At 71.8% G+C, this 25158-nt stretch carries 21 protein-coding genes; 11 read left to right on the top strand and 10 right to left on the bottom strand.

Translation table 11 applies throughout. The annotated features are described in order from the left end of the window. Window positions 1-128 precede the first annotated feature (128 nt). Both AB1460_RS24160 and AB1460_RS24165 read right to left on the bottom strand, forming a co-directional pair. Window positions 129-842, bottom strand: coding sequence for an ABC transporter ATP-binding protein (locus AB1460_RS24160; protein ID WP_368964323.1), 714 nt, complete (start codon window positions 840-842; stop codon window positions 129-131). Between the two features lie 79 nt (window positions 843-921). Beyond that, window positions 922-2136 (bottom strand): ABC transporter substrate-binding protein, encoded by a 1215-nt coding sequence (locus AB1460_RS24165; RefSeq protein ID WP_368964324.1) that lies wholly within the window; start codon window positions 2134-2136, stop codon window positions 922-924. A gap of 560 nt (window positions 2137-2696) precedes the next feature. Here AB1460_RS24165 and AB1460_RS24170 point away from each other — a divergent pair. From AB1460_RS24170 to AB1460_RS24185, 4 genes are all read left to right on the top strand, one after another. Then, window positions 2697-3509 (top strand): SDR family NAD(P)-dependent oxidoreductase, encoded by an 813-nt coding sequence (locus AB1460_RS24170; protein ID WP_368964325.1) that lies wholly within the window; start codon window positions 2697-2699, stop codon window positions 3507-3509. Window positions 3510-3653: 144 nt separating this feature from the next. Next, complete coding sequence (locus tag AB1460_RS24175; RefSeq protein WP_368964327.1) at window positions 3654-4778, top strand: acyl-CoA dehydrogenase family protein; 1125 nt, start codon at window positions 3654-3656, stop codon at window positions 4776-4778. 26 nt (window positions 4779-4804) lie between these two features. Beyond that, window positions 4805-6064: an acyl-CoA dehydrogenase family protein gene (locus tag AB1460_RS24180; protein WP_368964328.1), complete on the top strand. Its 1260-nt coding sequence runs from the start codon at window positions 4805-4807 to the stop codon at window positions 6062-6064. A 141-nt stretch (window positions 6065-6205) separates the two neighbouring features. After that, a complete protein-coding gene (locus tag AB1460_RS24185; protein ID WP_368964329.1) occupies window positions 6206-6850 on the top strand; it encodes a TetR family transcriptional regulator in 645 nt (214 codons plus the stop codon). On the opposite strand, the gene AB1460_RS24190 is transcribed toward AB1460_RS24185, so the two are convergent. Continuing rightward, window positions 6755-7828 carry an AMP-binding protein gene (locus tag AB1460_RS24190; protein ID WP_368964330.1) on the bottom strand — a complete coding sequence of 358 codons (1074 nt, stop codon included), beginning with the start codon at window positions 7826-7828 and terminating at the stop codon, window positions 6755-6757. The two genes, AB1460_RS24185 and AB1460_RS24190, sit on opposite strands and share 96 nt — an antisense overlap. Continuing rightward, the gene (locus AB1460_RS24195; protein WP_368964331.1) at window positions 7825-8439 is read right to left on the bottom strand and encodes an AMP-binding protein; all 615 of its coding nucleotides are present in this window, start codon (window positions 8437-8439) and stop codon (window positions 7825-7827) included. Before AB1460_RS24195 ends, AB1460_RS24190 begins: the two co-directional genes overlap by 4 nt. A gap of 258 nt (window positions 8440-8697) precedes the next feature. Here AB1460_RS24195 and AB1460_RS24200 point away from each other — a divergent pair, with 258 nt between their 5' ends. The 3 genes from AB1460_RS24200 (at window position 8698) to AB1460_RS24210 (ending at window position 12455) form a co-directional block, all read left to right on the top strand. Then, window positions 8698-9996, top strand: coding sequence for an amidohydrolase family protein (locus AB1460_RS24200; protein ID WP_368964332.1), 1299 nt, complete (start codon window positions 8698-8700; stop codon window positions 9994-9996). A gap of 261 nt (window positions 9997-10257) precedes the next feature. Continuing rightward, on the top strand, window positions 10258-11229 hold the full coding sequence (locus tag AB1460_RS24205) for an LLM class flavin-dependent oxidoreductase (RefSeq protein ID WP_368964333.1): 972 nt from the start codon (window positions 10258-10260) through the stop codon (window positions 11227-11229). An 83-nt stretch (window positions 11230-11312) separates the two neighbouring features. Further along, complete coding sequence (locus AB1460_RS24210) at window positions 11313-12455, top strand: CaiB/BaiF CoA transferase family protein (protein WP_368964335.1); 1143 nt, start codon at window positions 11313-11315, stop codon at window positions 12453-12455. Between the two features lie 71 nt (window positions 12456-12526). Here the strand turns inward: AB1460_RS24210 and AB1460_RS24215 are convergent, their stop codons facing one another. After that, entirely contained in the window at window positions 12527-14950 is a 2424-nt protein-coding gene (locus AB1460_RS24215; RefSeq protein WP_368964337.1) for a CoA transferase, read from the bottom strand. Window position 14951: 1 nt separating this feature from the next. Continuing rightward, on the bottom strand, window positions 14952-16499 hold the full coding sequence (locus AB1460_RS24220) for an AMP-binding protein (RefSeq protein WP_368964338.1): 1548 nt from the start codon (window positions 16497-16499) through the stop codon (window positions 14952-14954). Between the two features lie 287 nt (window positions 16500-16786). On the opposite strand from AB1460_RS24220, the gene AB1460_RS24225 reads away from it, so the two are divergent. From AB1460_RS24225 to AB1460_RS24235, 3 genes are all read left to right on the top strand, one after another. After that, window positions 16787-17179: a Zn-ribbon domain-containing OB-fold protein gene (locus AB1460_RS24225; protein WP_368964340.1), complete on the top strand. Its 393-nt coding sequence runs from the start codon at window positions 16787-16789 to the stop codon at window positions 17177-17179. Between the two features lie 82 nt (window positions 17180-17261). After that, window positions 17262-18461 carry a thiolase family protein gene (locus AB1460_RS24230; RefSeq protein WP_368964341.1) on the top strand — a complete coding sequence of 400 codons (1200 nt, stop codon included), beginning with the start codon at window positions 17262-17264 and terminating at the stop codon, window positions 18459-18461. Then, window positions 18461-19999, top strand: a complete 1539-nt coding sequence (locus tag AB1460_RS24235) for an MFS transporter (protein WP_368964342.1) — start codon at window positions 18461-18463, stop codon at window positions 19997-19999. The genes AB1460_RS24230 and AB1460_RS24235 overlap by 1 nt, the downstream gene beginning before the upstream one ends. A gap of 55 nt (window positions 20000-20054) precedes the next feature. Here the strand turns inward: AB1460_RS24235 and AB1460_RS24240 are convergent, their stop codons facing one another. From AB1460_RS24240 to AB1460_RS24255, 4 genes are all read right to left on the bottom strand, one after another. Beyond that, entirely contained in the window at window positions 20055-20648 is a 594-nt protein-coding gene (locus AB1460_RS24240) for a PaaI family thioesterase (RefSeq protein ID WP_368964344.1), read from the bottom strand. Window positions 20649-20813: 165 nt separating this feature from the next. Then, window positions 20814-21554 carry a hypothetical protein gene (locus AB1460_RS24245; RefSeq protein ID WP_368964345.1) on the bottom strand — a complete coding sequence of 247 codons (741 nt, stop codon included), beginning with the start codon at window positions 21552-21554 and terminating at the stop codon, window positions 20814-20816. 377 nt (window positions 21555-21931) lie between these two features. After that, the gene (locus AB1460_RS24250; RefSeq protein WP_368964347.1) at window positions 21932-22783 is read right to left on the bottom strand and encodes a DUF72 domain-containing protein; all 852 of its coding nucleotides are present in this window, start codon (window positions 22781-22783) and stop codon (window positions 21932-21934) included. A 110-nt stretch (window positions 22784-22893) separates the two neighbouring features. Then, window positions 22894-24402, bottom strand: coding sequence for an MFS transporter (locus AB1460_RS24255; protein WP_368964348.1), 1509 nt, complete (start codon window positions 24400-24402; stop codon window positions 22894-22896). Window positions 24403-24634: 232 nt separating this feature from the next. On the opposite strand from AB1460_RS24255, the gene AB1460_RS24260 reads away from it, so the two are divergent. Beyond that, window positions 24635-25057 carry a PPOX class F420-dependent oxidoreductase gene (locus AB1460_RS24260; RefSeq protein WP_368964349.1) on the top strand — a complete coding sequence of 141 codons (423 nt, stop codon included), beginning with the start codon at window positions 24635-24637 and terminating at the stop codon, window positions 25055-25057. The last annotated feature ends 101 nt before the right edge of the window (window positions 25058-25158 follow it).

Here is a 25158-nt window from a genome sequence, read left to right on the forward strand (position 1 = left end):
CCTCTCTGGGCTCGTGGGCTCGGGTACTTTCATACGAGGCGGCCCCCCGAACAGCGGAAGGCGGGTGCACGCCCCGCGGAGGGGCACGCACCCGCCTCGTTTCTCCGGTGCTCGCCACCGCTGTCCCGTCAGGCGGCGGCCTCGTGGCCGAGGTAGGCGCCCTCGATCTCCTGGAGGTTCGCCCGGGCCTCGTCCGCGGAGCCGGACCAGACCACGCTCCCCCGCCGCAGGATGTAGGCGCGGTCGGCGATGGCGAGTGCCTGCCGGGCATGCTGCTCGACGAGAAGCACCCCCGCGCCGCGGTCGGCCGCGCTGCGCAGTGCCTGCATGAGCCGGGTCACGATCTTCGGCGCCAGGCCGAGCGAGAGCTCGTCGGCGAGGAGGACCGACGGCTCGGCGGCCAGGGCCCGCGCGGTCGAGAGCATCTGCTGCTCGCCGCCGGAGAGCAGGCCGGCCCGGCGCCGCAGCAGCGGCCGCAGCTCCGGGAACAGGTCGAGCGCACGCTCGACGGGGCCCGGGCCGATCCGGAGGTTGTCACGGACCGAGAGCCGGGAGATGACCGACCGCTCCTCGGGGATGATCCCCAGGCCGCCGCGCACCCGGTGGTGCAGCGCCGCGTCCGTCGGCTCGCCCCGCAGGTGGACCTCCCCGCCGAGGCTGGGCAGCGCCCCGGACAGCGTGAGCAGCGTCGTGGTCTTGCCGGCCCCGTTCGGGCCGAGCACGACGACGATCTCGCCCGGGCACACGTCCAGGCTCACCTCACGGACGCACGGGACCCGCCGGTACCCGGCCGAGAGGCTCCTCGCCTCCAGCACGGGTGCGACCTCGGTGGTGGTCGTCATGCCGCACCTCCTCGCTCGACGGTCGGCGGCCGGCCGGCCGCGGTCCCGTCGTCGTGTGTGGTGGTCATGGCCCGGTGGGTCATGGCCTGGTGAAGATGGGGATGTAGCCGTCGCTGGTCTGCTCGACCTTGCCGTCCCGGACGATGCCCTCGATGATCTGGCTGTTGAAGAGGCGGGGCATGCGGGGGAGGTCGGTGAAGGGCTTGGTGGTGCTGAAGCCCTCGGGGAGCAGGCCGAAGACGTTGAAGTCGGTGAGGTTGCTGAAGGCCCTGAGGACGCTCTCGCGGGTGATGTCGCCGTCGATGGTGCGGGCGACCTGCGCGAAGGCCCAGGTGCCGAGCCAGCCCTGCAGGCTGACCTGGTCGATCTTCTTGCCGGGCTGGTACCTGGCCATCTCGTCGCGGTAGCGGACGATGCCTTCCTGATCGCTGGAGACGAGAGGCAGGCCGGAGGCGACGAGCACGCCGTTGGCCTTGTCACCGAGGGCCTCGAGGGTCTCGGGACGCAGGACGGAGCTGCTCGCGGCGAGTTTCTGGTCGTAGTCGCCGGCCTGGGTGGTGGTGAGCCAGGCGGCGAAGTGGGTGGGCATCATCGCGAGGGCGACGGCGTCACCGTCCGCGCCGCGGGTGACGGCGGGGGTGAGGTCGGTGGCGGTGACGTCGATCGGGATGCCGCCCTTGATGGTCAGCCCGCGGCCCTTCTGCAGGGCGGCCGTGTTGAACTGCACGGCGGCAGCCGCCTGCGCGACGTTCGTGTAGGCCACCTGGATGTCGGTGGCACCCGCGTCGGCGAGCACGGTCGCGATGGCGGCACCTTCGGAGCCGGACAGCGGGAACGAGTTCGGCGAGTTCAGCGCGGACTGGCTCTGCGGCGGCGGGCCGATGTTGGGGACGCCGGCCTCGTTCAGGATGGTGTTCGTCTGCTCCTGGAAGGCCTGGAAGTCGCCGACCTCGGCGATGACGTCGCGGTCGGCGACGAGGTCACGGGCACACGCGATGGCCTTGGCGGGGGTGTCGGTCTCGCCGGCGTCGCAGACCTCGACCTCGAGCGGGCGGCCGTTGATGCCGCCGGAGGCGTTGACGGCCGCGGCGGCGGCCTGGGCGCCCTCGTAGGACTCGGTGTGCGGGGTGACGCTGTTCAGGGAGGTGAACACCTGCACGGTGATCGGTGCGCCGGTAAGCCCGGCGGCGCTGGTCGTGCTGTCGGAGTCGCCGTCGTCGCCGCCACAGGCGACGAGGGCGGCGGATAAGAGTCCGGCCGCGGCCATGGCCGCGAGAGTCCTGCGGATTATCACGTGATTTCCCTTCCCGGGTGTGGTTACTGTGCACAGACCGGCAGACCGGCAGGCCGGCCCGGTGGAGTGGTCGGGTCGCGCGGTGGATGTGTCTCGCGGGTGGCCCGGCCCGGGGCAGGGCGGCACGGGGGTTTTCCGCGTGGCTGTGTTTCCCGTGTGGGCGTGTTTCCCGTGCGGGCGCGTGTGTGTTCCGGACTGGCCGGGTCCGGTGGCCGGCCACTGGGGGTGGTTTGTCCCATTCCGCCCACCGCGGCCAGAGTTTAAACTGAGTCAAATTTAGCGGGGCCCTCTTTTTAACAGGTAGAGGCAGGTCACACAACCCTGGAGCGGGGGTGGCCGTGACGCTCGAGCCGGCGGGACGGGCTGCGGCCGGACGGCGCGTGGCGGGATGGTGATGGTCGGTGGCCGCGGGGGTACAGGCCGACGAGGAGATGGAGATCCGGCCGTTCCGGACTCTTGCATAGTTAGACTTAGTCTAACTATGGTGTGCGAGCGAGGTCGTGACGGACCATGGCATCCAGGCCGGTTTCCACGCTCACCGCGGAAGGGAGCCACCACACGTGACTTTCACCATCGATCTGGGCGGCAAATCGGCCGTGGTCACCGGGGGCGGCCAGGGCGTGGGGCGGGCGATCTGCCTGAGCCTCGCCGCGGCCGGGGCCCGGGTCATCGTCAACGACTACGTGCCCGACCGGGCCACCCTCGTCGCGAAGGAGATCGAGGAGCTGGGCGGGGCCGCGCTGGCCAGCCCCTTCGACGTCTCCGACTACGCGGCGGCGACCAGGGCGATCGGCACGGAGAAGGTCGACATCCTGGTCAACAACGCGGGCAACGCCGGTCCCCCGGCGGTGGAGGCCGCGCCGCCGGGCGGGCGCGGCCCCTCGGTCAGCCTCGGAGAGTTCACGAACACCGAGCCGGCCGACTGGGAGCGGTACTTCGCCGTGAACCTCTACGGCGTCATGAACTGCACCCGCGCGGCACTCCCCCACATGATCGCCGCCGGCAACGGGCGCATCATCACGATCGTGTCGGACGCCGGCCGCGTGGGTGAGCCGCACATGGCACCGTATGCGGCGGCGAAGGCGGGAGCGGCGGGCTTCACCCGGGCGATCGCCCGCGAGGTGGGCCGGGACGGGATCACCGTCAACAACGTCGCGCTGGGCACCGTCGACACCATCGGCCTCGAGGACATGGCGCGCGAGTCGCCGGAACTGGCCGAGCGCGTGCGGCGGCAGCTGAAGCGTTACATCGTTCCCCGACTCGGGCAACCCGACGACGTGGCCGGCCTCATCACCTTCCTCGCCAGCCCGGCGGCGTCGTGGATCACCGGCCAGACCTATCCGGTGAACGGCGGCTATTCGGTCAACATGTGACGGCGCGGCACATCGGAATGCCCGGTTTGCCAGAAAACCCGCGCATTCCGGCGGCAGCGACAGTGACACCATCACGCGGGCCGCGAAGCCGAGGGATGCGCAGCAGCGCACGGCTGCGCCGGCACAGCCCCGAAGGGAACAGAAATGGATCCCGATCTCAGTCCGGACCAACGCCTCCTCAAGGAGACGACGGAACGGTTCATCGAGTCGCGCCTGCCGCTGCCGGCATTACGTGAGCTGATCGACGCCGGTGGCGAGGTCGACGCCTCGTACCGGCGCGAGGCCGCCGAGCTGGGCTGGTTCGCCTTCCTCGCGCCCGAGTCGCTGGGCGGGGGCTCGGTGTCCGGTGACGGGCTCCTCGACGCGGCCGTCCTGGCCGAGCTGCGCGGCCGGTACCTGCAGCCGGGTGCCTTCATCGACACGAACGTCGCCGTGGCGGCCCTGTCCCGGGACGGTTCGGAGGAGCAGGTCACGAAGATCCTGCCGAGTCTCATCGAGGGCGAGGCGTCAGTCGCCTGGGCCGTCGCGGACCCGGCCGGGGACTGGTCGGGCGCGACCGGCCTCGAGTGTCGGGCGGTGGACGGGGGGTACCGCCTGACCGGCAGCAAGGGTCTCGTCGTCGAGGCGCAGACCGCGCAGTGGCTGCTGGTGACGGTCGCCGCGCCGGAGGGCCCCACCCAGTTCCTGCTGCCGGCGGCGACGCCCGGAGTGCGCGTCGAGGTCCTGTCCGGGTTCGACCTCAGCCGGCGGCTGTGCGAGATCCACTTCGACGACGTCGAGGTGGACGGGTCCGCCGTCCTGGGAACGCCCGGCGCCGCCGCGGGCACGGCCGAGGCCCAGCTGCGGATCGCCGGAGTGCTCAGCGCCGCGGAGACCGCCGGGGCCATGCAGTACCTGTTCGACCTGGCCCTGCAGTACTGCAAGGACCGCATCGCCTTCGGACGTCCCATCGGCTCGTTCCAGGCGGTCAAGCACCAGCTGGCGGACAGCAGCCTCGCGGTGGAGATGAGCCACGCCGTGGTCACCTCCGCGGCGCGGGCCGTCCAGGCGGACAGCCACGGCGCGGCGCATGCCACGAGTCTGGCGAAGGCGTTCGTCGGCGACGCCGCGGTGGAGGTCGCGCACAGCTGCTGGCAGCACTTCGGCGGGATCGCGTACACCTGGGAGCACGACTTCCACTTCTACCTGCGCCGCCTCACGACCGACGCCTCGCTGTACGGCTCGCCGACCTGGCACCGCGAGCGGGTCTGCCAGTTGGCCGGGGTCTGACCGCGATGGGGAACGAAGGAGGGGCCATGGTCGCCGCGCCGGACCTGGAGGAGTACCGCGTGGCGGCGCGCAGCTGGCTCGCCGCGAACCTCGAGCGCCGCGAGGCCGGCCAGGCCGGCGGGCGTGGCGGCAGCGACGCGCACACGGAGGAGGACTTCCGCGCCGAGCGGGCGCTGCAGAAGAAGATCTACGAGGCTGGCTACGCCGGGATCAACTGGCCCAGCGAGTACGGCGGGCAGGGCCGCAGCGACGCGCACGCACGCGCCTTCGCCCTGGAGGCGATCCCCTACCGGCTGCCCGATCTGGGCCACGCCGGGGGCACGACCTACGGGCCGGTCGGGCAGACCCTCATCCGGCACGGCTCGCCGGAGTTCCTCGCCCGGCACATCCCGCGGATCCTCGCCGCCGACGAGCTGTTCGTCCAGCTGTTCTCCGAGCCGAACGCGGGCTCGGACATGGCGGGCATCACCACCCGGGCCGTGCGCACCGACGGCGGGTGGCTGATCACCGGCTCGAAGATCTGGACCAGCGGCGCCACCGAGGGCGACTTCGGCATGTGCCTGGCCCGGAGCAACTGGGACGCGCCCAAGCACCGCGGCCTGACCTGGTTCGCGGTACCGCTGCGGGCTCCCGGCGTGACGATCCAGCCGATCCGGGAGATCACCGGGGGCGCGGAGTTCTGCCAGGAGTTCCTCGACGACGTCTTCGTCCCCGACAACGACGTGATCGGCGAGGTCGACCAGGGCTGGACCGTCGCGCAGACCATGCTGCTCGTCGAGCGCGGCGCCGGCCGGGACGACCCGGTGAACCTGCCCGAGGTCGGCCCGGCCGAGCTCGACCCGTTCCTGGTCGAGCTCGCGCGGTCCGCCGGCCGCGCGCAGGACCCGGTGGCACGCCAGGCACTGGCGCGGATCCACACCGCCGACTGGGCCCGCGGGCAGCTCGGCCGGCGGATCACCGGCCTGTTGCGGTCCAGCGACAAGCCGGCGAGTGGAATCGCCTCCTACTGGAAGCTCTCCGCCGGTGTGTACAACCCGGAACGAGCGCGCCTTGCGCTGGAAATCGGGCGCGGGATCCCACTTGTCTGGCGGGAGGATGACGGCCGCCGGGCCACGCTGGACTATCTGAACAGCCGGGTCTGGTCGATCGCCGGCGGCACCAACGAGATGCAGCGCAACGCCATCAGCGAACGTGTGCTGGGCCTGCCCCGGGAGCCGAGCTTCGACCGGGGCAAGCCGTTCAACGAGGTACAGCGCAGCGCCCGGCAGTGGCTGGACAATAGCTGAGACGGAAGGCGCGATGTTCACCCGCGTTCACCGGGTGGCGGACGGAGGGGTGATGCGATCGGATGTGGCGGAAGTCTCGGGGACATCGGATGCATCACGCCCACTGTCGATGACCCCTGTGCCATCGGTATACTCCGGAAGGTGAGCATTTCGCCTGAGCCGCGGCGGCGCGCGGGTCTCCTGCAGGAGCGTTCCCGGGAGACCCGGCGCCGCCTGGTCCGTTCCGCGTTGCATTTGTGGACCGAGCGCGGTTTCGAGACCGGTATCGAGGAAACACGCGTCGAGGAAATCTGCCAGGCCGCCGGAGTGACAAAGGGTACGTTCTACTTCCACTTTGCTCACAAAGAAGACATCCTGCTCGAGATGGGTGTCGAGACGGCCACTCTCCTCAACGACACCGCGGATCGGTGTGTACGCTCCGACCGCAGTCTTGACGACTCCCTGCGCATGATGCTGAACGCGTTGGCGCGCAACATCAAGAGCACGCCACCGGCCGCGGTCAGCCGTGCGCTCGCCGAGTTCCGGCGCCCGCACCGGGCCCCCGTCTCCTATCAGGGGCCGGCCTTCGCCGAGGCCTTCGAGAAGGTGTTCGCGAAGGCCCAGGAAAAGGGCGAGGTGACCGAGGACATCGAGCCCGGGGAGATGTCACAGATCCTGGAGGCGCTGGTGGTCGACTCCATCATGGAGTGGTCACACGGCCGGCTCGGGCGGCTCAACCAGGCGCTGCACCGCCGGGCGGCCATCGTCACGGCGGGGTTGCACCCCGATGTGACCCTCCCGAGCTGACCCTGCTGCCTGCGCACCCTCGGTCTGTGCGTCTTCGGTCTGTGCGTCTTCGGTCTGCGGCCCAGGCTCCCGGGCCTCGGCCAGCGACCGCCGGTTGAGCTTTCCCGACTCGGAACGACCGAGATCGTCGACGATCTCGAAGGTCCGCGGCACCTTGTAGGCCGCGATGTGCTCCTTGCAGTAGTCGCGGACGGACTCCAGGAACTCCTCCCGCGACAGACCCGGCGCGAGCTGCACAATGCCGTGCACGCGCCGGCCCCAGTCGGCGTCACGCAGCCCGACCACGGCGGCGTCCGCGACGGCCGGATGCATCAGCAGCACCGCCTCGACCTCGGACACGTAGACGTTGGCTCCGCCGCTCACGATCATGTCGGTGCGCCGGTCCGCGATGTAGAGGTAGCCCTCGGCGTCCAGTGAGCCAAGATCGCCGATCGAGAGGTAGCCGCCGGGGCGGGTCCGCGGCTCGGCCCGCCCGACGTAGCGGACGGTGTGCCCGCCCCCCGCCGGGCGGAAGAAGAGCTCCCCCACCTCGCCGCGCGGCAGCTCCGCGCCGTCGTCGCCCACCACGAGGACCTCGGTGCCGAGCGGGCGGCCGACGCTGCCCGGGTGCGCGAGCCACTCGTCGCCGCGGATCTGCGTGCTGCAGACCCCCTCGGACGAGCCGTAGCCCATCACGAACCGCTCCGGGCCGACCAGGTCGATCCACGCGCGGATCACCCAGTGCGGACAGGCGCCCGCGCCCTGGACAACCCTTTCCAGGCTGGAGAGATCCCGCTCGCGCAGGCTGGGCGTGCGCAGCAGGCGGATCAGCATCGTCGGCACCAGTGCCAGGAAGGCGACCCGCTCGGTCTCGACGAGGTCGAGCAGCTGCTCCGGGTCGAACCGCTCCATCACGACGTTCCGGTAGTCGGCGAGCAGAGTGTGGTGGAGCAGCGCGAAGCCCTGCGTGTGGTACAGCGGCGAGCAGATCAGGTTCACCGGGTGCCGGTGGTCGCCTGTTCCGAGCAGCAGTCCCCCGCGGCCGGTGCCCGGCCCCCGCCGGACTGCAGGATGGCCGCCTGCGAGGAGGCGATCAGCTTCGGCTCGCCGGTCGAGCCACCGGATGCGATCAGCCACGCCGGGCGGGCCACCAGCGGCGGCGGCTCACTGCCGGTTCCGCCAGCTCCCCCGCCCGGGCTCTCGGCGCCCGCGGCGGCCGGGACCAGGTCGTCGACGGTGACCTCACCAGCGGCGGCGGGTGGCCGGTCGACGATGACCACGGCAGGCCGGGCCGCCGCGAGGATCCGCTCGCGTTCCCGCGCCGGCAGATCCGGGCGGAGTGGGAGCACCGTCGCGCCGGCTCGCCAGGCAGCGTGCGCGCACACCACATGTGCCGCGCGGCTGGAAAGTTCGACACACACCACATCGCCCGGCCGAACTCCCAGCCCGAGAAGGCCGGCAGCGGTGCGCCGGCTCGCTTCGGCCAGGCCCTCCCAGCGCAGTGTCTCGCCGCCGCGGGCGGTGGTGGAAAGCGCGATGGCAGCCGGGTGAATCGCGGCCAGCTCGTCCACGCGCTGTGGCCAGGTGACCGCCGTCACGTTATCGGGCAAGGCCGCGGCCTGAAGCGCCCACATGCCCGTGCCGGGCGGCCGTCAGCCAACCGGATAAGAAATCTTCGCAACCCACGATCTCACTCCTCGGCCACGCCGGAATACCACGGGGGACGGATGGCTGTGAGGGCGGAGTGTACGCGGTTCGCGGACCGGCGAGTAGGGGGCCGCGAACCGCGGATGGGGTAGCGCCCGAAGCTGTACCAGAGTTAGACTCGGTTCAAATCTGAGGCCATGATGAACTCTCTGGAGGGCGAGTTGACTGAGACCCCTCAGCTTGGGACGCGCGGAATCTATGTCGCCGATCTTGAGCAGAGCCTGTCCTACGGCATTTTCGATGCGGATCATCATCTGTACCCGCCGGCGGACGCGGTCACGCGATACCTCTCGGCTGAGATGACCGAGCGGGCCTGGCTGCCCGGAGAACCGAGGATGCTCACCGAGGAAGAGCACGAGGAAGACGACGAGGCCGACCACGAGCGGCGCACGCTCGGTGTCCACTCGCAGCCCGAGGGCGGCCACGGCGGCGTCGACATCTCCGAGCTCCCCGCGATGCAGGGAAGTATCCCGATTCCCGGCGCGATGCTCAACAAGCTGAACCCGATGAAGGACCTCGACCAGCTGAGCCGCGCCCAGCTTGTCGAGCGGTACAACGCGATGCGCCCGGCCTTCGAGAAGAAGGACCCGCGGCTGGCGCTGATGGACATGCAGAACGTCGAGGTCGCGGTGCTGCACGCCGTCGGCACCGGCTGGGAGAGCGCGTTCCGTCGCGGCGACGTCGAGGCCGGCTACGCGGTGAACCGGGCGTTCAACGACTGGCTGTGGGAGGACTGGGGCTTCGCCCACGAGAACCGAATCCTCGTTCCGGTCCCCGTCCAGCTGTACGACGTCGACTACGCGGTGGCCGAGCTGAAGCGGGGCCTCGAGCGCGGTGCCAAGCTCGTCGACCTGCTGCCCGGGCCGGCCTACAACGGCCGCTCGCCGTTCGACCCCTACTTCGACCCGTTCTGGCAGCTCGTGAACGACGCGAACATCCGGGTCGCCGTCCACCTCGGCGGCACCTACGCACGGCACGGCGCCGAGTGGAGCGAGGACCCGAACGCCCGCTACCAGCACTTCAACGGCTTCCAGTGGGTGTCCTACTGGGGCGACCGCCCGATCATGGACACCGTGACGGCGATATTCTACCACAACCTCTTCGGCCGCTTCCCCAAGATCAAGGTCCTGATCGCCGAGTTCGGCACCGTCTGGCTGCCGTACCTGCTGCGCAAGCTCGACCACGCAATGCTGCTGGGCCGCAAGCCGAAGTGGGGCACGCTTCCCGGCCGCCCGTCGTCGATCTTCAAGGAGCGGTGCGTGATCGCGCCGTTCCCGGAGGAGAACGTCTCCAAGGCGATCGAGACCGTCGGCGCCGACGTCCTCGTCTTCGGGTCGGACTTCCCGCACTCCGAGGGCATCCCCGACCCGATGCAGTACGTGTCGCTGATCAAGCACCTGGACGACACCACGATCCGCAAGATCATGCGCGACAACCTCGTGAACTTCCTCGCCGACTGACACCGACCCCACCCGGGCGCGCCCGTCCCGCCCGGGACACACGCTCGGTGGGTACCGGGCGGGATGGGGCCTACCGGTACCCACCGGATCCCACACGAACACCGGCCGGCGCACCGACCGCATGCGTCGCGGCCGCCGTTCACGGCGTCGCCGCCCGTCGTGGCCGATCGCAGGCGCTCGCAGCCCGTCGCCGCGCCGTCGCCGGGCCAGGCGCCGGGCCAGGCGTCGCGCCGGCCGGTGCCGCAGGAAGGTGGACTGGCCATGCGCTTCGCGCTGCGCTTCGATTTCCGCAACCCGGCTTTCGCGGGGACCACGACAGCCGACCGCTACGCCGCGGCGCTGGACATCGCCGAGTGGGCCGACCGGCTCGGCGGCTCCACCATCACGCTGTCGGAGCACCACGGCTGCGACGACGGCTACCTGCCGAGCCCGATCCCGATGCTCGCCGCCATGGCGGCACGCACCAGCACGATCCGCTTCAGCATCGCGGCGCTCATCGCGCCGTTCCACGACCCGCTGCGGCTCGCCGAGGACCTCATCGTTCTCGACAACCTGAGCCGCGGCCGGGTCGACGTCATCATCGCCGGTGGTTACGTGCACGAGGAGTTCGAGCTGTTCGGCGTGCCGATGCGGGAGCGGCCGCGCCGGGTCACCGAGGTGGTCACCACACTGAAGGCGGCGTTCACCGGCCTGCCCTTCGAGTACCGCGGCCGGCGCGTCCACCTCACCCCCGGGCCGCACCAGCCCGGCGGGCCGTGGATCTGCCTCGGCGGGAGCAGCGAGCCGGCCGCCCGCCGGGCCGCCCAGATCGCCGACGGCTTCCTGCCCACGGACCCGGCGGTCTGGGAGTTCTACCGGGACGAGGTGCTGCGGCTCGGCCGTCCCGACCCCGGCCCGAGCCCGATCGGGGCCACCAGGACGGTGGCCCTCGCCGAGGACGCGGACAAGGGCTGGGCGCAGATGGGCCCCTACTTCCTGTACCAGACGAACGCGTACGGTGCCTGGCAGGCACGGGACGGCCTGGCGAACCCCTACCGCACCGTGCCCGACCTCGACGCGCTGCGTGAGACCGGCCAGTACCGTGTGCTCACCCCGGACCAGCTCGTGGCGGACCTGACGGCGTCGCGGACCCCGTTCGTCAACTTCCACCCGCTCTGCGGCGGGATGCCGATCGACCTGGCGTGGTCGAGCCTGCGGCTCTTCGAGCACGAGGTCCTGCCCCGAATCCGCTGAGACCCGGCTGGGACTCACCTGGGACTCGCGCAGCGGGACGGCGCCGCCGCACCATCGACCGTCGACCGTCGAAGGAGAGATCGATGCCCGAGCCGACACCGGATCCGAAGCTGCCGCTGACCGGAGTCACGGTGCTGGACCTGACCCGGCTGCCGCCGGGCGGCTTCTGCACCGTCCTGCTCGCCGACCTGGGCGCCGACGTGATCAGGGTCGAGTCGCCGAAGGGCCGGTTGTTCGACGGGCCCGTCGGGCTGAACCGCGGCAAGCGCTCGCTCGCGCTCGACCTGCGGCACCCCCGCGGCCTGGACGTCCTGCGGACCCTGGCCGGGCACGCCGACATCCTGGTCGAGAACGAGCGCCCCGGTGCGATGGACGAGCGCGGGTTCGGCTACAGCCACGCCGCCGCCCGGACGCCGCGGCTCATCTGGTGCTCGATCACCGGCTTCGGCCAGGACGGGCCGTACGCCCAGTGGTCCGGGCACGACCTGTCCTTCGCCGCGCACTCCGGCCTGCTGACCGCGCTGAATCCGGATCAGCCGTGGCATCCGCAGCTGATCCTGCCGATCCCGGTCGGCGCGCTGATGGCCAGTGTCGGCATCCTCGCCGCGCTGCGCGAGCGGGACCGGACGGGCACCGGCACCCAGCTCGACATCAGTCTCTCCGAGTCGGCGACGTGGCTGCTGTCGTCCGCCGACGGGATCATCGACCGCGGGCCGCGGGGGGTCCCGCTCGGCCCCGACCGCCGCGTCTACGAGTGCGCGGACGGGACCTGGGTCGCTGTGACCGCCGCCGAGCCGCGCACCTGGGCGGCGCTGTGCGGGGCGCTCGGGCTGGACGACCTGGCCGGCTCGCTGCACCGCTGGGACGACGCCGACGCTGCCACCGAACGGGTCGCGGCCGCGCTGCGGGCCCGGCGGGCCGAGGACTGGGTGGCCGAGCTCGGCCCCCTCGGCGCCAGCGTGGTCCGGGTGAACCGTGGGCAGGACCTGCCCGACGACCCGCACGTGGCGGCCCGCGGGCTGCTGCAGACGGTCGGTGACCTCACTGTCCCGCGCTCCCCGATCCGGCTGCGCGACGGTGCGGCGGCCGAGGAGCGCCCACCCGCCGCCACCTACCCGCCGCCGCCGGTCGGCGAGCACACCCGCGCCGTCCTCGCCGAGGCCGGGCTCAGTGCCGACCTCATCGACGAGCTGCACGACTGCGGTGCGGTGGGCCGCCGCACCTGACCCGTCCTGCCGGGGGTACCGCTGGCCGGGTGCGCGGGGTGAGGCCGAACCCGGCACCCGGCCAGCGGAGCTCAGGTCAGCCGGTTCAGCTGGGGAAGCCCGTCGGGCAGGCAGAGGACCTTGTCCTCGGCGAGTTGTTTCATCTCGGGCTCGGTGAGGCCGAGCCCGGTCAGGATCTCGATGGCCTGCGAGCCCACCGCCCCGGGGTTGGCGCCCACGACCGGCGGGGTCTCCGACAGCCACCGGCCGATGCCGGGGCGGGCGATGTCCGCCCCGTGCGGGCCGCGCTCGAAGTAGACGACGCCGCGGCCGTGCAGGTACTCGACCGCGTCGTCGATCGCGACGACGACGTGCGCGCCGATGCCCGCCCCGGTCAGCACCTCGACCCAGTGCGCGGCCGGCTGGGCCGCGAACCGCGCGGCCAGCTCGGCGGCGAGCGCACCACCCGGGTCGCGCCAGCCGTCGGGATCCTGCGGGCGATCGAGGCCCGCCAGGCCGACCAGACCGGCCAACGCGGGCAGGTCGGGCGGCGTGGCGGCGACGAAGAACCAGGTGTCGCTGCCGGCGTAGAAGCGGTAGAGGGCGTTGGCGCCGTACTCGTTGCGCAGGGCGTCCGGGCCGACGCCGGCGCCGTCCGGGTCCTGGGCCTCGGCGATCAGGTGCACCGCCTGGTGGAAGGTGGAGCCCTGCACCAGAGATGCACCGACCGCCTGGCCGCCCGCACCACCGCGCAGCCGGGCGTAGAGCGCGACGGCCACCGCGTAGGCGCCGAGGATGCCGGTGTCGGCGTCGTTGATCGGGGTCGGCTGGTAGAGGGTCCAGCCGAAGCGCGCGCCGTAGCGCCAGCTCATGCCGGTCGCCGCGTTGCACTGGTTCTCGTAGCCGCGCCGGTGCGCCCACGGCCCGCGCCGCCCGTAGGCGGTGATGGAGCAGTGGACCAGGCCCGGGTTGATCCCGCTGACCCGCTCGTAGTCGATGCCGTACCGGGCCTGCGACTTCAGCGTGAAGTTGGTGACCAGCGCGTCGGTGTCGCGGATGAGGTCACCCAGCAGGCCGCCGCCGGCCGCGCTGCGGGCGTCCATCAGGAGGGTGCGCTTGCCCCGGTGCAGCTGACCGACGATGCCGTCGGTGACGGCGGGCACCGGGTTGCCGACCTTGACGACGTCAGCGCCGAAGTCGGCCAGCACCCGCGCGGCGGTCGGGCCGGCGACCGCCTGGCTGATGTCGAGGGCCGTGTACCCCTCCAGGGGCAGGTCCACCGACCGCCGGCCACCCGGACGCGCGGCTCCGGATCCGCCTGACCCGTGCGATCCGTGCGATCCGTGTGATCCGGTGGCCGGGCTGAGGCCCCGCAGTTCGGTGCGCAGCTCGGCAAGCAGATCCTCGCGGTCCTGGTCAGGCAGGTGGCGCGGCCGTGGGGGCGGCGGCTCCAGGCCCAGGTCGAAGCTGCGCCCGGGCATCACCAGCGGGCCGGCGACCGGGTCGTCCAGGGTCAGGACGGCCCCGGACTCGCGTGCGTGGTCGGTCGCGACCCACTGCGCCGGGGTGCGGACCATCGACACCGGCATCTCCGCGGCGGCCGCCACCTCGTCCCACCAGGCAGCGGGGCGGCTGCGCACCAGCTCGGCGAACATCTCCATCGCCCGGTCGCGGTGCTCCGTCGAGAAGCCGCGGCCGGCGATGTCGATCAGGCCCTGGCGCTCCCACTCCTCGGCGACACCGGCGGCGGTGAGCAGCGGGATGACGAACTTGGCGTAGGGCGAGAGATCGATGAGACCACCGTCGGCACACCGGTAGGTGAGGTCGCGCAGCAGGTGGCTGTCACCCATCAGCGGGTTCTCGTACACCCGCATGCCCAGCATCGTGCTGTAGGCCTCGGTGAACACCTCCGCCAGCGGGATCTGGATCTGCTGCCCGCGGCCGGTGCGCTCCCGCGCGATCAGGGCCATGACCACCGACACCGCGCCCATCAGCGCGCCGAAGTTGGACGCGGTCGTGATCGGCGTGAACAGCGGCGCCGTCGGGTCGGCCACGGTCGCCTTCCTGCGGCCGGACGGGTCCCAGTGCTCGTTCAGCGGCCGGTAGCCGGCGACCGCGGTCTGGATCACGCCCTCCCACGCGGCGAGCGGGGCCTTCGGGTCGTCGCCGGCGAAGCCGGGCAGCGACAGGTAGACGAGGCGCTCGTTCGTGGCGCGGACGGCACCCGGCCCGAGGCCGAGCCGGTCCATCACCCCGGGCCGGAAGTTCTCGATCAGGACGTCCGCCCGGGCGACGAGGTCGTGCGCTGTCGCCCGGTCCGCGGCGTGCCGCAGGTCCAGGGTGATCCGCCGCTTGCTGCGGTTGACGTAGGGGTCGATGGGCCCCGGGGCCCGCGCGGCCTCCGGGGCGTCGACGTGCACGACGTCCGCCCCGGCCTCGGCGAGCAGCAGTGCGGCCACCGGGCCGGCGATCTGGTGCCCGAAGTCGACGACGCGGACGCCGGCGAGCCCGGCCATGCTAGTTGACCTCGCGGGTACGGCCGGCCCAGTAGGGGGCGCGAAGCTTGAACTTCTGCAGCTTGCCGGTGGCGGTGCGTTCCAGGGCGGGCCGCAGCTCCACGCTGGTCGGGCACTTGTAGTGCGCCATCCGGCCGCGGCAGAACTCGATCAGTTCGGCGGGGGTCGCCGCGGACTCCGGGCGCAGCACGACGAGAGCCTTGACCGTCTCGCCCCACCTGGGGTCCGGGACGCCGATGACCGCCGCCTCGGTGACGTCCGGATGCTGGTAGAGGCAGTCCTCGACCTCGATGGAGGAGACGTTCTCCCCCCCGGTGATGATGACGTCCTTCTTCCGGTCGGTGATGCTGAGCGACGAGCCGTCGAACGTGCCGCCGTCGCCGGTGTGGAACCAGCCGTCCCGGATCGCCGCGGCCGTCTCCTCGGGCTGTTCCCAGTAGCCGTCGAAGACGTGGTTCGACCTGGCCAGGACCTCGCCGGAGGAGTCGGTGCGCAGCCGCACGCCCAGCGCGGGGGCACCGGCCTGCGCCAGCAGCCGGGCGCGTTCGGGGGCGGGCAGCTTCTCCCACCCGCGCCGGGCCCGGTTGATCGTGAGCAGCGGCGACGCCTCGGTCAGGCCGTAGATCTGGATGAACTCCCAGCCGAGCAGCTCCTCCACCCGCGCGATCACCGCGCTGGGCGGGGGCGCGCCGGCGACCACCATCCGCACCCGGTCCCGGCCGGGGATCTCGCGGCCGGCCTCGGCCCGCGCGGCGGCGGCGTCGAGGATGGAGGCGACCACCGCGGGGGCCCCGCACATGAGCGTGACGCCGTCGCGCTCGACCCGGGTGAGGATGTCCTCCCCGTCGATCCTGCGGATGACGACGTGCGTGCCGCCCATGCCGGTCACCGCGTACGGCATGCCCCAGCCGTTGACGTGGAACATCGGCAGCGTGTGCAGGTGCACGTCATGCTCGGTGACGGTGGTATGCCAGCCGAACGAGGCCGCGTTCAGCCAGCAGTTGCGGTGGGTGAGCCGGACCCCCTTGGGCCGCGCCGTGGTGCCGGAGGTGTAGTTGATCGTGCAGACGGCGTCCTCGTCCGGCTCCCACTCGTCCGCGGCGCCGCCGGGGTCCGCGGGAGCGAACAGTTCCGCGTCGGACACCCCGTCGAGCACCAGCCGCTGGGGGATCTTCACCTCGGCGAGTGCCTCGGCGTAGTCCGGGTCCACCAGCAGCAGTTCGGCGCCCGAGTGCCGGAGCACGTAGGACACCTCCTCCGGCCCGAGACGGAAGTTCACCGGTACCAGCACGCGCCCGCTGCCGGACACCCCGAAGAAGGAGGTGAGGAAGCGGCCCGAGTTGGGGGACACGATCGCCACCCGGCCGCCGACCGGCACGCCCAGGCGCGACAGCCCCTCACCCACTCCACGCGCACGCGCCGCGAGCTCCGCGTACGACAACCGGCCCAGCGAACCCGCCTGGCCCGGCTCGTCGATCACCGCGAGCGCCTCCGGATACACCGACTCGGCGCGCTCCAGAAAGTCCCTGACCGTAAGAGCGACCTTCATGCCTGTCCTCCCCTCCGCACGACCGGGTTGACAGTACAGGTACTTCAACCTAGTGTAAATACAGACAGACAAATCCAAGATGACCAATCCAAGATGACCATTCGCCGCCACGACACGCGCCGGAGCAGCTACACAGACCAGCAGAGCAGTTGCGGGTCAGCCGTCAATAGCGCGGGAAGCGATTTGCCTTATCCGGTTCCCGGCGTGCCGTCAATACACCGGCACCGGTTCCGGGCGGGATTCGCGCGCAGCCGTCGTGACGCGCATCCGAGCGCGGGGAGTTGTTCGTGGCAGAGCGGATTCCGCTGGTGGATTATCTGGTTCTCGGCGACGAGCCGCATATCGTCGCCCAGGAGTGCGTGCGGTGTTCCGCGCGCTTCTTCGACCGGCGCAACGCGTGCGCGTCCTGTAGCGGTACGGAGTTCCGGGCGGTCGACCTCCCCCGGGAGGGAACGGTGTACACGTTCTCGATCGTGTCGCTGGCCCCGCCAGGCGTCCCGGTGCCGTTCGTGGCGGCGGTCGTCGACTGCGGCGGGACGAAGGTGCGCGGGGTTCTGGTGAACATCGAGCCACGCCCGGAGAACGTCACTCTCGGGATGAAGGTGCGGCTGGCCACCGTTCCCCTCGGGGCGGACACCGCGGGCGTCGAGGCGGTCGGGTACGGGTTCGAGCCGGTCTAGCGCCGGTCCGGTGCCGGTCACGGCACCAGTGCCGGTCGCGGCACACCCCAGCAGGCTCGCGGAGACGATCGGAAGGTCAGCCATGGCGGAGGACGTCTGGATCCTCGGGATCTCGATGACGAAGTTCGGCAAGCACCGGGACAAGGACACCATCGACCTCGCGTCGGAGGCCGCGCTCGCGGCGCTCGCCGACGCGGGCGTCACCATGCGCGACGTCGGTGTGCTCACCGCCGGCAGTCTGACCGGCGGCAGCTCCAGCTTCGGCCAGCTGCTGCAGAAGCAGATCGGGCAGACCGGCATCCCGGTCTACAACGTCGCGAACGCCTGCGCCACCGGCGCCACCGCGCTGCGCGTCGCGATCATGGCGATCCGGGCCGGTGAGACCGACATCGGGCTGGCGGTGGGCGTCGAGAAGCTCGCCGGTGCGGGTCTGCTCGGCTCCCCGCCGAAGGAGGAGGACGGCACCTGGTCACGCCGGGGCCGCTTCGGCGCGCTCGCCCCGCTCGAGGGCCGGGTCGGCACCGACTCCATGCCGGGCGTCTTCGCGCAGATCGGCCTGGAGTACGGCCACCGGTACGGCGGCGCCGACTTCATGCTGTTCGCGCGGATCGCGGAGAAGAACCACGCGCACTCCACCCTCAACCCGCTCGCCGCCTACAGCCGCCGCTTCACCCTCGACGAGATCATGAACGACGTCATGATCGCCTACCCGAACACCCGACCGATGTGCTCGGCGAACTGCGACGGCGCGGCGGCCGCGGTCGTCGTCAGTGACAGCCGGCTGCGGCGGATGGATCCCGAGCAGCGCCGGCGTGCCGTGAAGATCAGTGCGTCGGTGCTCACCAGCGACCCGTGGCAGGACGCCTGCCAGGTGCTGCCGGACGTCAACACGCTCACCCGCCAGGCCGCCGCGAAGGCCTACGAGCAGGCCGGGATCGGCCCGAGCGAGCTCGACCTCGTCGAGCTGCACGACTGCTTCGCCACCGCCGAGCTGGTGCACTACGACAACCTCAGCCTGTGCGAGCCCGGCGGCGCCGTCGACCTCTTCGAGTCGGGCGCCACCTGGCGGGACGGGACGATCCCGGTCAACGTCAGCGGCGGCCTGGAGTCCAAGGGCCACCCGATCGCGGCGACCGGCATCGCCAACATCTGGGAGATCTGCCATCACCTGCGCGGCGAGGCCGGCGAGCGGCAGATCCCCGGCGCCCGCGTCGGGCTCGCGCACGTCATCGGGCTCGGCAGCGCCTGCGGGGTGCACATCCTGGAAAAAGCCGCCGCCTGATGCCACCGAGGCAGGAGCCCGGCTCCCCCGCGGCCGGCGGGGAGGCCGCCGCCGGGGACCCCGCTGCCGGGAACGGCCCGTCGGTCAACGGCTCGATGGCCGTGCTGGTGATGGCCGCGACGGCCTTCTCCATCGCGCAGACCACGGTCGTCCCCGGGGTCGGCGTGCTGACCGAGGCGCTGCACACCACCCCGGCGAACGTCTCGTGGGTGTTCAGCGCGTACCTCATCGCCGCCGCGATCCTCACCCCGATCATGGGGCGGCTCGGCGACATGTTCGGCCGGCGTCGGCTCCTCATCGTCGCGTTGCTGCTGTTCGCCGTCGGCAGCGTGGCGGCGGCGCTCGCCGGCAGCATCTGGCTGGTGGTGGCGGCGCGGGTTCTCCAGGCCTCCGGCGGCGGGATCTTCCCGCTGTGCTTCGGGATCATCCGCGAGACGTTCCCGGAGCGCCGCCAGCCGGGCGCCATCGGCCTGATCGCGGCGATCGCCGGTATCGGCGCCGGTGCCGGCCTGCTCGTCGGCGGCCTGCTGCTCGACCACGCCTCCTGGCGCTGGATCTTCTGGATCGGGGCGATCATGTCCGGCGCCGCCGCGGTCGGAGCGCTGCGGCTGCGGGAGTGCGGCACCCGCACCCCCGGCCGGATCGACCTGCCCGGCGCCCTGCTGCTCGCCGTCGGGCTGACGACGCCGCTCGTCGCGCTCACGCAGACGTCCAGCTGGGGCTGGAGCAGCCCGCGCACCCTGGGGCTGATGGCCGCCGGCCTGGTGGTCCTGGTGTGCTTCGGGCTGTTCGAGCGCCGGGTCGCCGAACCCCTGGTCGACATGCGGGTGCTGGGCCGCCCGGTCATCCTGGCCACCAACTTCGCCACCCTGCTGGCCGGCTCCTGCATGTTCGGCGCGTTCGTGCTCGTCCCGCAGATCGCGCAGGCGCCGGAGTCGGTCGGCTACGGGTTCGGGCTGGACGCCACCGGCGCCGGCCTGCTGCTCCTGCCCGCCTCGGTCGCCATGCTGCTCATCGGCGCGAACGCCGGCCGGGTCAGCCTGCGGCTCGGCGCCCGCAAGCCTCTCACGGGCGGGTTCCTGCTCGCCGCCGCCGGCCTGGCCCTGCTGGCCGCCAACCACGGCAATGAGGGTGTGGTGGTCGCGACGACATGCGTCGTCTTCATCGGGATCGGCCTGAGCATGTCGGTGGTTCCGAACATCATCGTCGTGTCCGCCCCGGCCGACGCGACCGGGCAGGCCACCGGGGTGAACGCGCTGGTGCGCTCGGTCGGCGCGGCGCTCGGCTCGCAGGTCGTCGCCACCCTGCTCGCAGCCAGTGAGACCGTGGACCACCCGCTGCCCACCGACGGTGCCTTCACCCGGGCCTTCTGGCTCGCGACCGGCGCCGCCACCTGCGCGGCCCTCGCCGCCGTGCTGATCCCCCGGCACCGCCCCGCCCCGAGCGTGGACGCCGCGAGCGTGCCCCCCACCGACGCGGGCGCGGACCCGGCGGCGGCCGCGACCATGAGCCAGCCGGGGGTCGACCGGCCAGCCTGACCGTCTCCCGGTGCCCGGGCCCGGGCCCGGGCACCGGGTCCGCCCCGGAACCGGGTCAGCGCTGGCCGGGCAGGAGGGTGATGAACAGGGCCTCGGCGTCAGCGGTCACGGTCTCCCCGTCGTAGATCGCACCGGTGATGTACCGCTTGCGCCCCTCCTCCCCACCGAACAGGATCTCCACCCGCAGCCTGACGTCGATCGGAGTGATGGTGCGGAAGTTCACGTTCAGGTAGGCCGTGCGTGCCATCGGGCGCCCACCGGCATTCGAAAGGCGCCCCATCATCTCGTCGAACATCAGCGGGATGGCCCCGCCGTGGGCCGCACCGAAACCGCCGAGATAATAGCGGCCAAAGGTCACGTGCCCGGCCAGGCGCAGTTCGTCGGCCTCGTCGACGTGCACCACCGGAAGCAGCGCCTGCGCCCGGCCCGGGATACCGGGAATCCGGCCCGAGGCCTGCACGGCCTCCGGCACGGAATACGGCTTCATGAGGCCGGTCAGTTCTTCCATCCCCTGCCGGGCCCGGGCCGCCACCTCCGCCGGGAGCCGAACACCACTGATCGTGTCCTGCAACACCCGCAGAGCATCGGACAGCCGGCCGAACTCGGATTCCTCGTCGGACAGCTGCCGATCACTGTTCCAGATATCCACGCGCCGATTATCCCATTTCAGGGAGCTTGATGGAGCAGGTCGGTGCGAGGTTTACTCAGTGCCCGGCCGACCACATCCGGCACAGGTGGCGAGAACCATTGTCCGATGCTGCCCGTCGAGCCCTGGCCGACCGGTTCGGCCAGGGCTCGGTCGCGGTCGCGGTGGTCAGATGCGCCAGGAGACGCTGCCCGGGCCCGGGTCGTCGAACCGGACGAGGTCGTACCCGTCGGTGACGTCGAAGACGAGCGTCGTGGTCGTCGGGGAACCGGGCTCGCCGACGTCCACGCCGAACATCGAATCCGAGAAGAGCGGAGTGGTGATCCTCCCGTCAGGGCCCTGGATGGAGAACGTGAGGAAGTCGGGCCACCCGTAGTTCGGGCTCTGCACCGTCACGTCCACCACGACGTAGGTGCCGTTGCGGGGCCGCGTCGGATATCCCCCTTCGGGGGCCGTCTCCTGCCGGCGGACGTTGTCGACGGTGAGGCTGAAGGAGACGGGCTGCTCGCAGTCGAGCATGTCGTAACGGAGGACCACCGTCTCGCCCGCGGCGACGACGGGGTCTGTCTCGTCCGGTGACCGCGGACCCAGATCCGTCACACCACCCAGGGGTTCGGGGCAGCCGGAGATCCCGCCCGACACCGGACCCATACCCGACATCGTCGGGCCGTAGAAACCCTCCTCCTCGGGGCTGGCGCCGTTCAGTTCCCAGGCGAGGTCGCGTGCCAGGTCCTCGCGGTCGTCACGGACGACTGTGAGTGCGCTCAGCGCGACGGCCGCGGCGGAGAACACCGTGATCACGGCGAGCAGCCAGCCGTGCCACGCCGGCGCGCCCGCGGGCGCCGCGGGCGGCTGTGGCGGATACCAGCCGTAGGGCGACCACGGACTCCCGGGAACGCCTGGCGGCACGGGCCCGTGGTCGACCGGTACCGCCGCTGGCCCCTGGGCCGGAACAGGGCCTGCTGCCGCGACCGCCGCCGGTCCCGCGCTCGCTGCCGGAGCCGCGCCCGGATCCGAGCTCTCCGAGCTCTCCGGAGCCTCCGGGGCCTCAGGAGACGGCGGCGGCGGTGCCGGCGCCGGCGCCGGCGCGGGTTGGGTAGCGGCCACTCCGGATTGTTCCTCTGGTGCTTTTTCGCGGTCCTCCGCCATGCCCCACCCCTTCGTTCGGGATCCCGGCGCTCCGGAATCCCGCCACACGGAACGACGCACATTAGCAGGAATGCACCGTCAGTCGCCTTTTCCGCATTTCGGCCGAAGGCCGCGAGGACCGTGGAGGTCGCGAAGCCTCAGAACAGCGTCAGGGGCTCCGTGGGAATCGGCGTCGGCAACACCTCGAGTTCCGGAACCCGGGCCCGGACGTCGTCGTGGAAACGCCGGGCGAGCAGCGGCGCGTCGGCGTTGTCCGGGGTGTGGATGAAGACCGTGGGCGAACGGCCCTCGCGCAGCCATCCGGTGACGACGTCGACCCAGGGCTGCCAGCCCTCGACGGTCCGCTCCGCATCGTCCCGGCCGAGGTAGCGGACGATCGGGCGGGCGGTCAGCGCCTCTGTGCGCAGGGGGGTGCGGGGCTTCTTGGCCCAGGCGTCCCGCTCGGCGTCGCTCGTCGGCGGGCTGCGGAAGAACACCGTCGTGTCGAAGGGGATCCATTCGGCGTCCAGCGGCGCGAGTGCCGACGTGAGCAGGCTCGCCGCGCGCGGATTCTCGAAGAACGCCGGATGGCGGACCTCGACGGCGTACCGGTGGCCGGTGCCGAGCCGGCTCAGGAACCGGCCGAGCAGCCCGACGTCGGCCGGCCCGAAGGCTGCGGGCAGCTGTGCCCACACCGCGTGCACCCGGGGGCCGAGCGGCTCGATCGCGTCCAGGAAGGAGCGGGCGATGTCGTCGACGTCGGTCAGGCAGCGGTCGTGGGTGATGGTTTTCGGGAGTTTGACGACGAGGCGGAACCCGGGGTCGGTCTGCCGGGCCCAGGAAAGCGCCGTCTCGCGGTTCGGGGTGGCATAGAACGTGGTGTTCCCCTCGACCGCGTTGCACCAGCTGGCGTAGCTGCGCAGCCGCTCGTGTGCCGGCAGCGGATGCGCCAGGAAACGCCCCTGCCAGGACCGGTGACTCCACATCGCGCATCCCACGTGAAGGCGCATGCCACGCAGCATATGCACCGTCGGTGCCGGAACCGCCGCCCTGACGGGTGCGGTTCCGGCACCGGATGCCGGATGCCGGATGCCGGATGCCGGATGCCGGATGAACTCTGTCAGCCCGCCGTGCCGGAACTGGCGGACCGGCCCCGCGGGATGGCCACCGACAGGAGCGCGGCGATCACGGCGGCGGTGGCACACATGGCGAACAGCACCTGGTAACCCTCGAGCGAGGGCAGCTCGGCGGTGCCGACGGACACCGTCTGCGCCGCGAGGATGCTGCCCCCGATGGCGCTGGCCAGCGAGCTGCCGATCGAACGGAACAGCGCGTTCAGGCCGTTTGCCGCCGCGATCTCGGTCGGCGGGGTGAAGAGGTTGATGAGCGAGGGCATGGCGGCGTAGCCGATGCCCGTTCCGATGCCGACCACGGTGTTGCACAGGATGATCTGCCCCAGCGAGTCGGAGAAGATGATGCGCGTACCCCAGCCGAGGGCCACCACGACAGCGCCGACGGCGAGCGTGGGCGCGCCGCCGAACCGCACCACCATCCGTGCGGCGACGGGTGCCAGGAGCAGCATGCCGATACCGCTCGGCAGCATCGCGAGGCCGCCGACGACCAGCGACGAGCCGAAGCCGTACCCGGTCTCCTCCGGCGCCTGCACGAACGACGCCGTGCCGATCATCGAGGCGAACAGGGCGAAGCCGAACAGCAGCGAGGCGATGTTCGTCAGCAGCAACGGGCGGCGCAGGAAGGCCGCCATGTCGACGAGCGGGTCACGGATCCGGCGCTCGACCGTTCCGAGCGTCACCAGCAGGACCACACCGAGGGCCAGCAGGCCGAGCACCCACGGCGAGCCCCAGCCCCAGTTGCCTGCTTCGGCGAGCGGGAGCATCAGCGCGACCAGCCCGGCGCTCAGCAGCGCCGCTCCCACCAGGTCGACCCGCCCCCCGGTGCGGCTGGGAGCCTCGGGAACGATCGCGAGAATCAGCGCGAACGACAGCACACCACCGACAGCGGTGATCCAGAAGAGCACGTGGAAGTCGGCATGCTCGGCGATCAGGCCCGCCAGCGGCAGGCTCAGCGCCGCGCCGACACCGAGCATGGAGCTGATCAGCGCGACGGCCGACCCGACCCGCTCCTTCGGCAGCAGCGACACGAGCAGGCTGATCCCGAGCGGAATCGCGGCCGCGGACAGGCCCTGGACGGCCCGCCCGACGATCAGCAGCGCGACGTTGCTGGTCAGTGCGGCCATCAGGGATCCGACGGCCAGGGCGGCCATCGCCACGAGCAGCATGCGGCGCTTGCCGAACATGTCGCCGAGCCGCCCCATCACGGGTACGGCGACGGCTGCGACCAGCAGCGTGGACGTCAGCAGCCACTCGACGTTCGTGTGCGTGGTGTTCAGCTCGGCCGGCAGGATCGACAGCACCGGCACGAGCAGCCCCTGCGCCATCGCCACCAGCAGCGCGGCGAAGCCGACCACGACGAGCTCGAGGCTCGCCCGGCCGGGGGACACGGGGGGCCTGATCTCGACCTCCGCCGCGGCCTGACGGCCGGGCGGGCCCGCGGTCTGGGCGGTCCCCTGCGGGCCGGCGTTCCCCACCGGCACGGACACCTCGGTCATACCTGGTCCCTCGGGGTCTTGTGTGCTGACGGCCCTGCCCGGCCCGCGGGCCGACGGCAGAGCCGAGCGCTACCGGAAGAATTTCCTCCATTTACGCTAGCACAACCGGACGACAGGCCTCCACTTAGCCCTGGTCGGCTCCCCTGCAGGTCACGCGTCATCCGAGCCGGAGCCGTCGGGTAGGAAGGAGACCAGCAGGATCCGGCGTCCCGTCGGGTCGGAAGGAGGGGCCGTGGCGACACAGTCCGTGCCCGCGGAACTCGGTGAGCTGCTCACCGCGCCGAACCCGAGCGTCATCACGACGCTGCGGCCGGACGGCCAGCCCGTCTCGGTGGCGACGTGGTACCTGTGGGAGAAGGACCGCATCCTGGTCAACATGGACGAGGGCCGCCGGCGCCTCGACTACCTCCGGGCGGACCCGCGGGTCTCGCTCACCGTCCTGCGCAGCGGCGACTGGTACACCCATGTCAGCCTGCAGGGCCGGGTGGTGGAGCTGGTGCCCGACCCCGGGCTGGTCGACATCGACCGGATCTCCACGCACTACACCGGCGGGCCCTATCCCGACCGGGGCCGGGGCCGGGTGAGCGCCTGGATCGAGGTCCTGCGCTGGCATGGCTGGCAGGGGGGCAGGCGCAGCGGCGGCACCACCCACTGACCACGGCGAAAGGCGCGGGCACGGGACGACCTCCGAGAGGCACCCGCACCCGCGCCCGGTGGCTCGGGCTGAGCCCGCGGTGACCCAGGCCCCTGCCTGGT

Origin of the sequence: Parafrankia sp. FMc2, assembly GCF_041008525.1 — a bacterium.
In the GTDB taxonomy this organism is placed as follows: Bacteria; Actinomycetota; Actinomycetes; order Frankiales; family Frankiaceae; genus Parafrankia.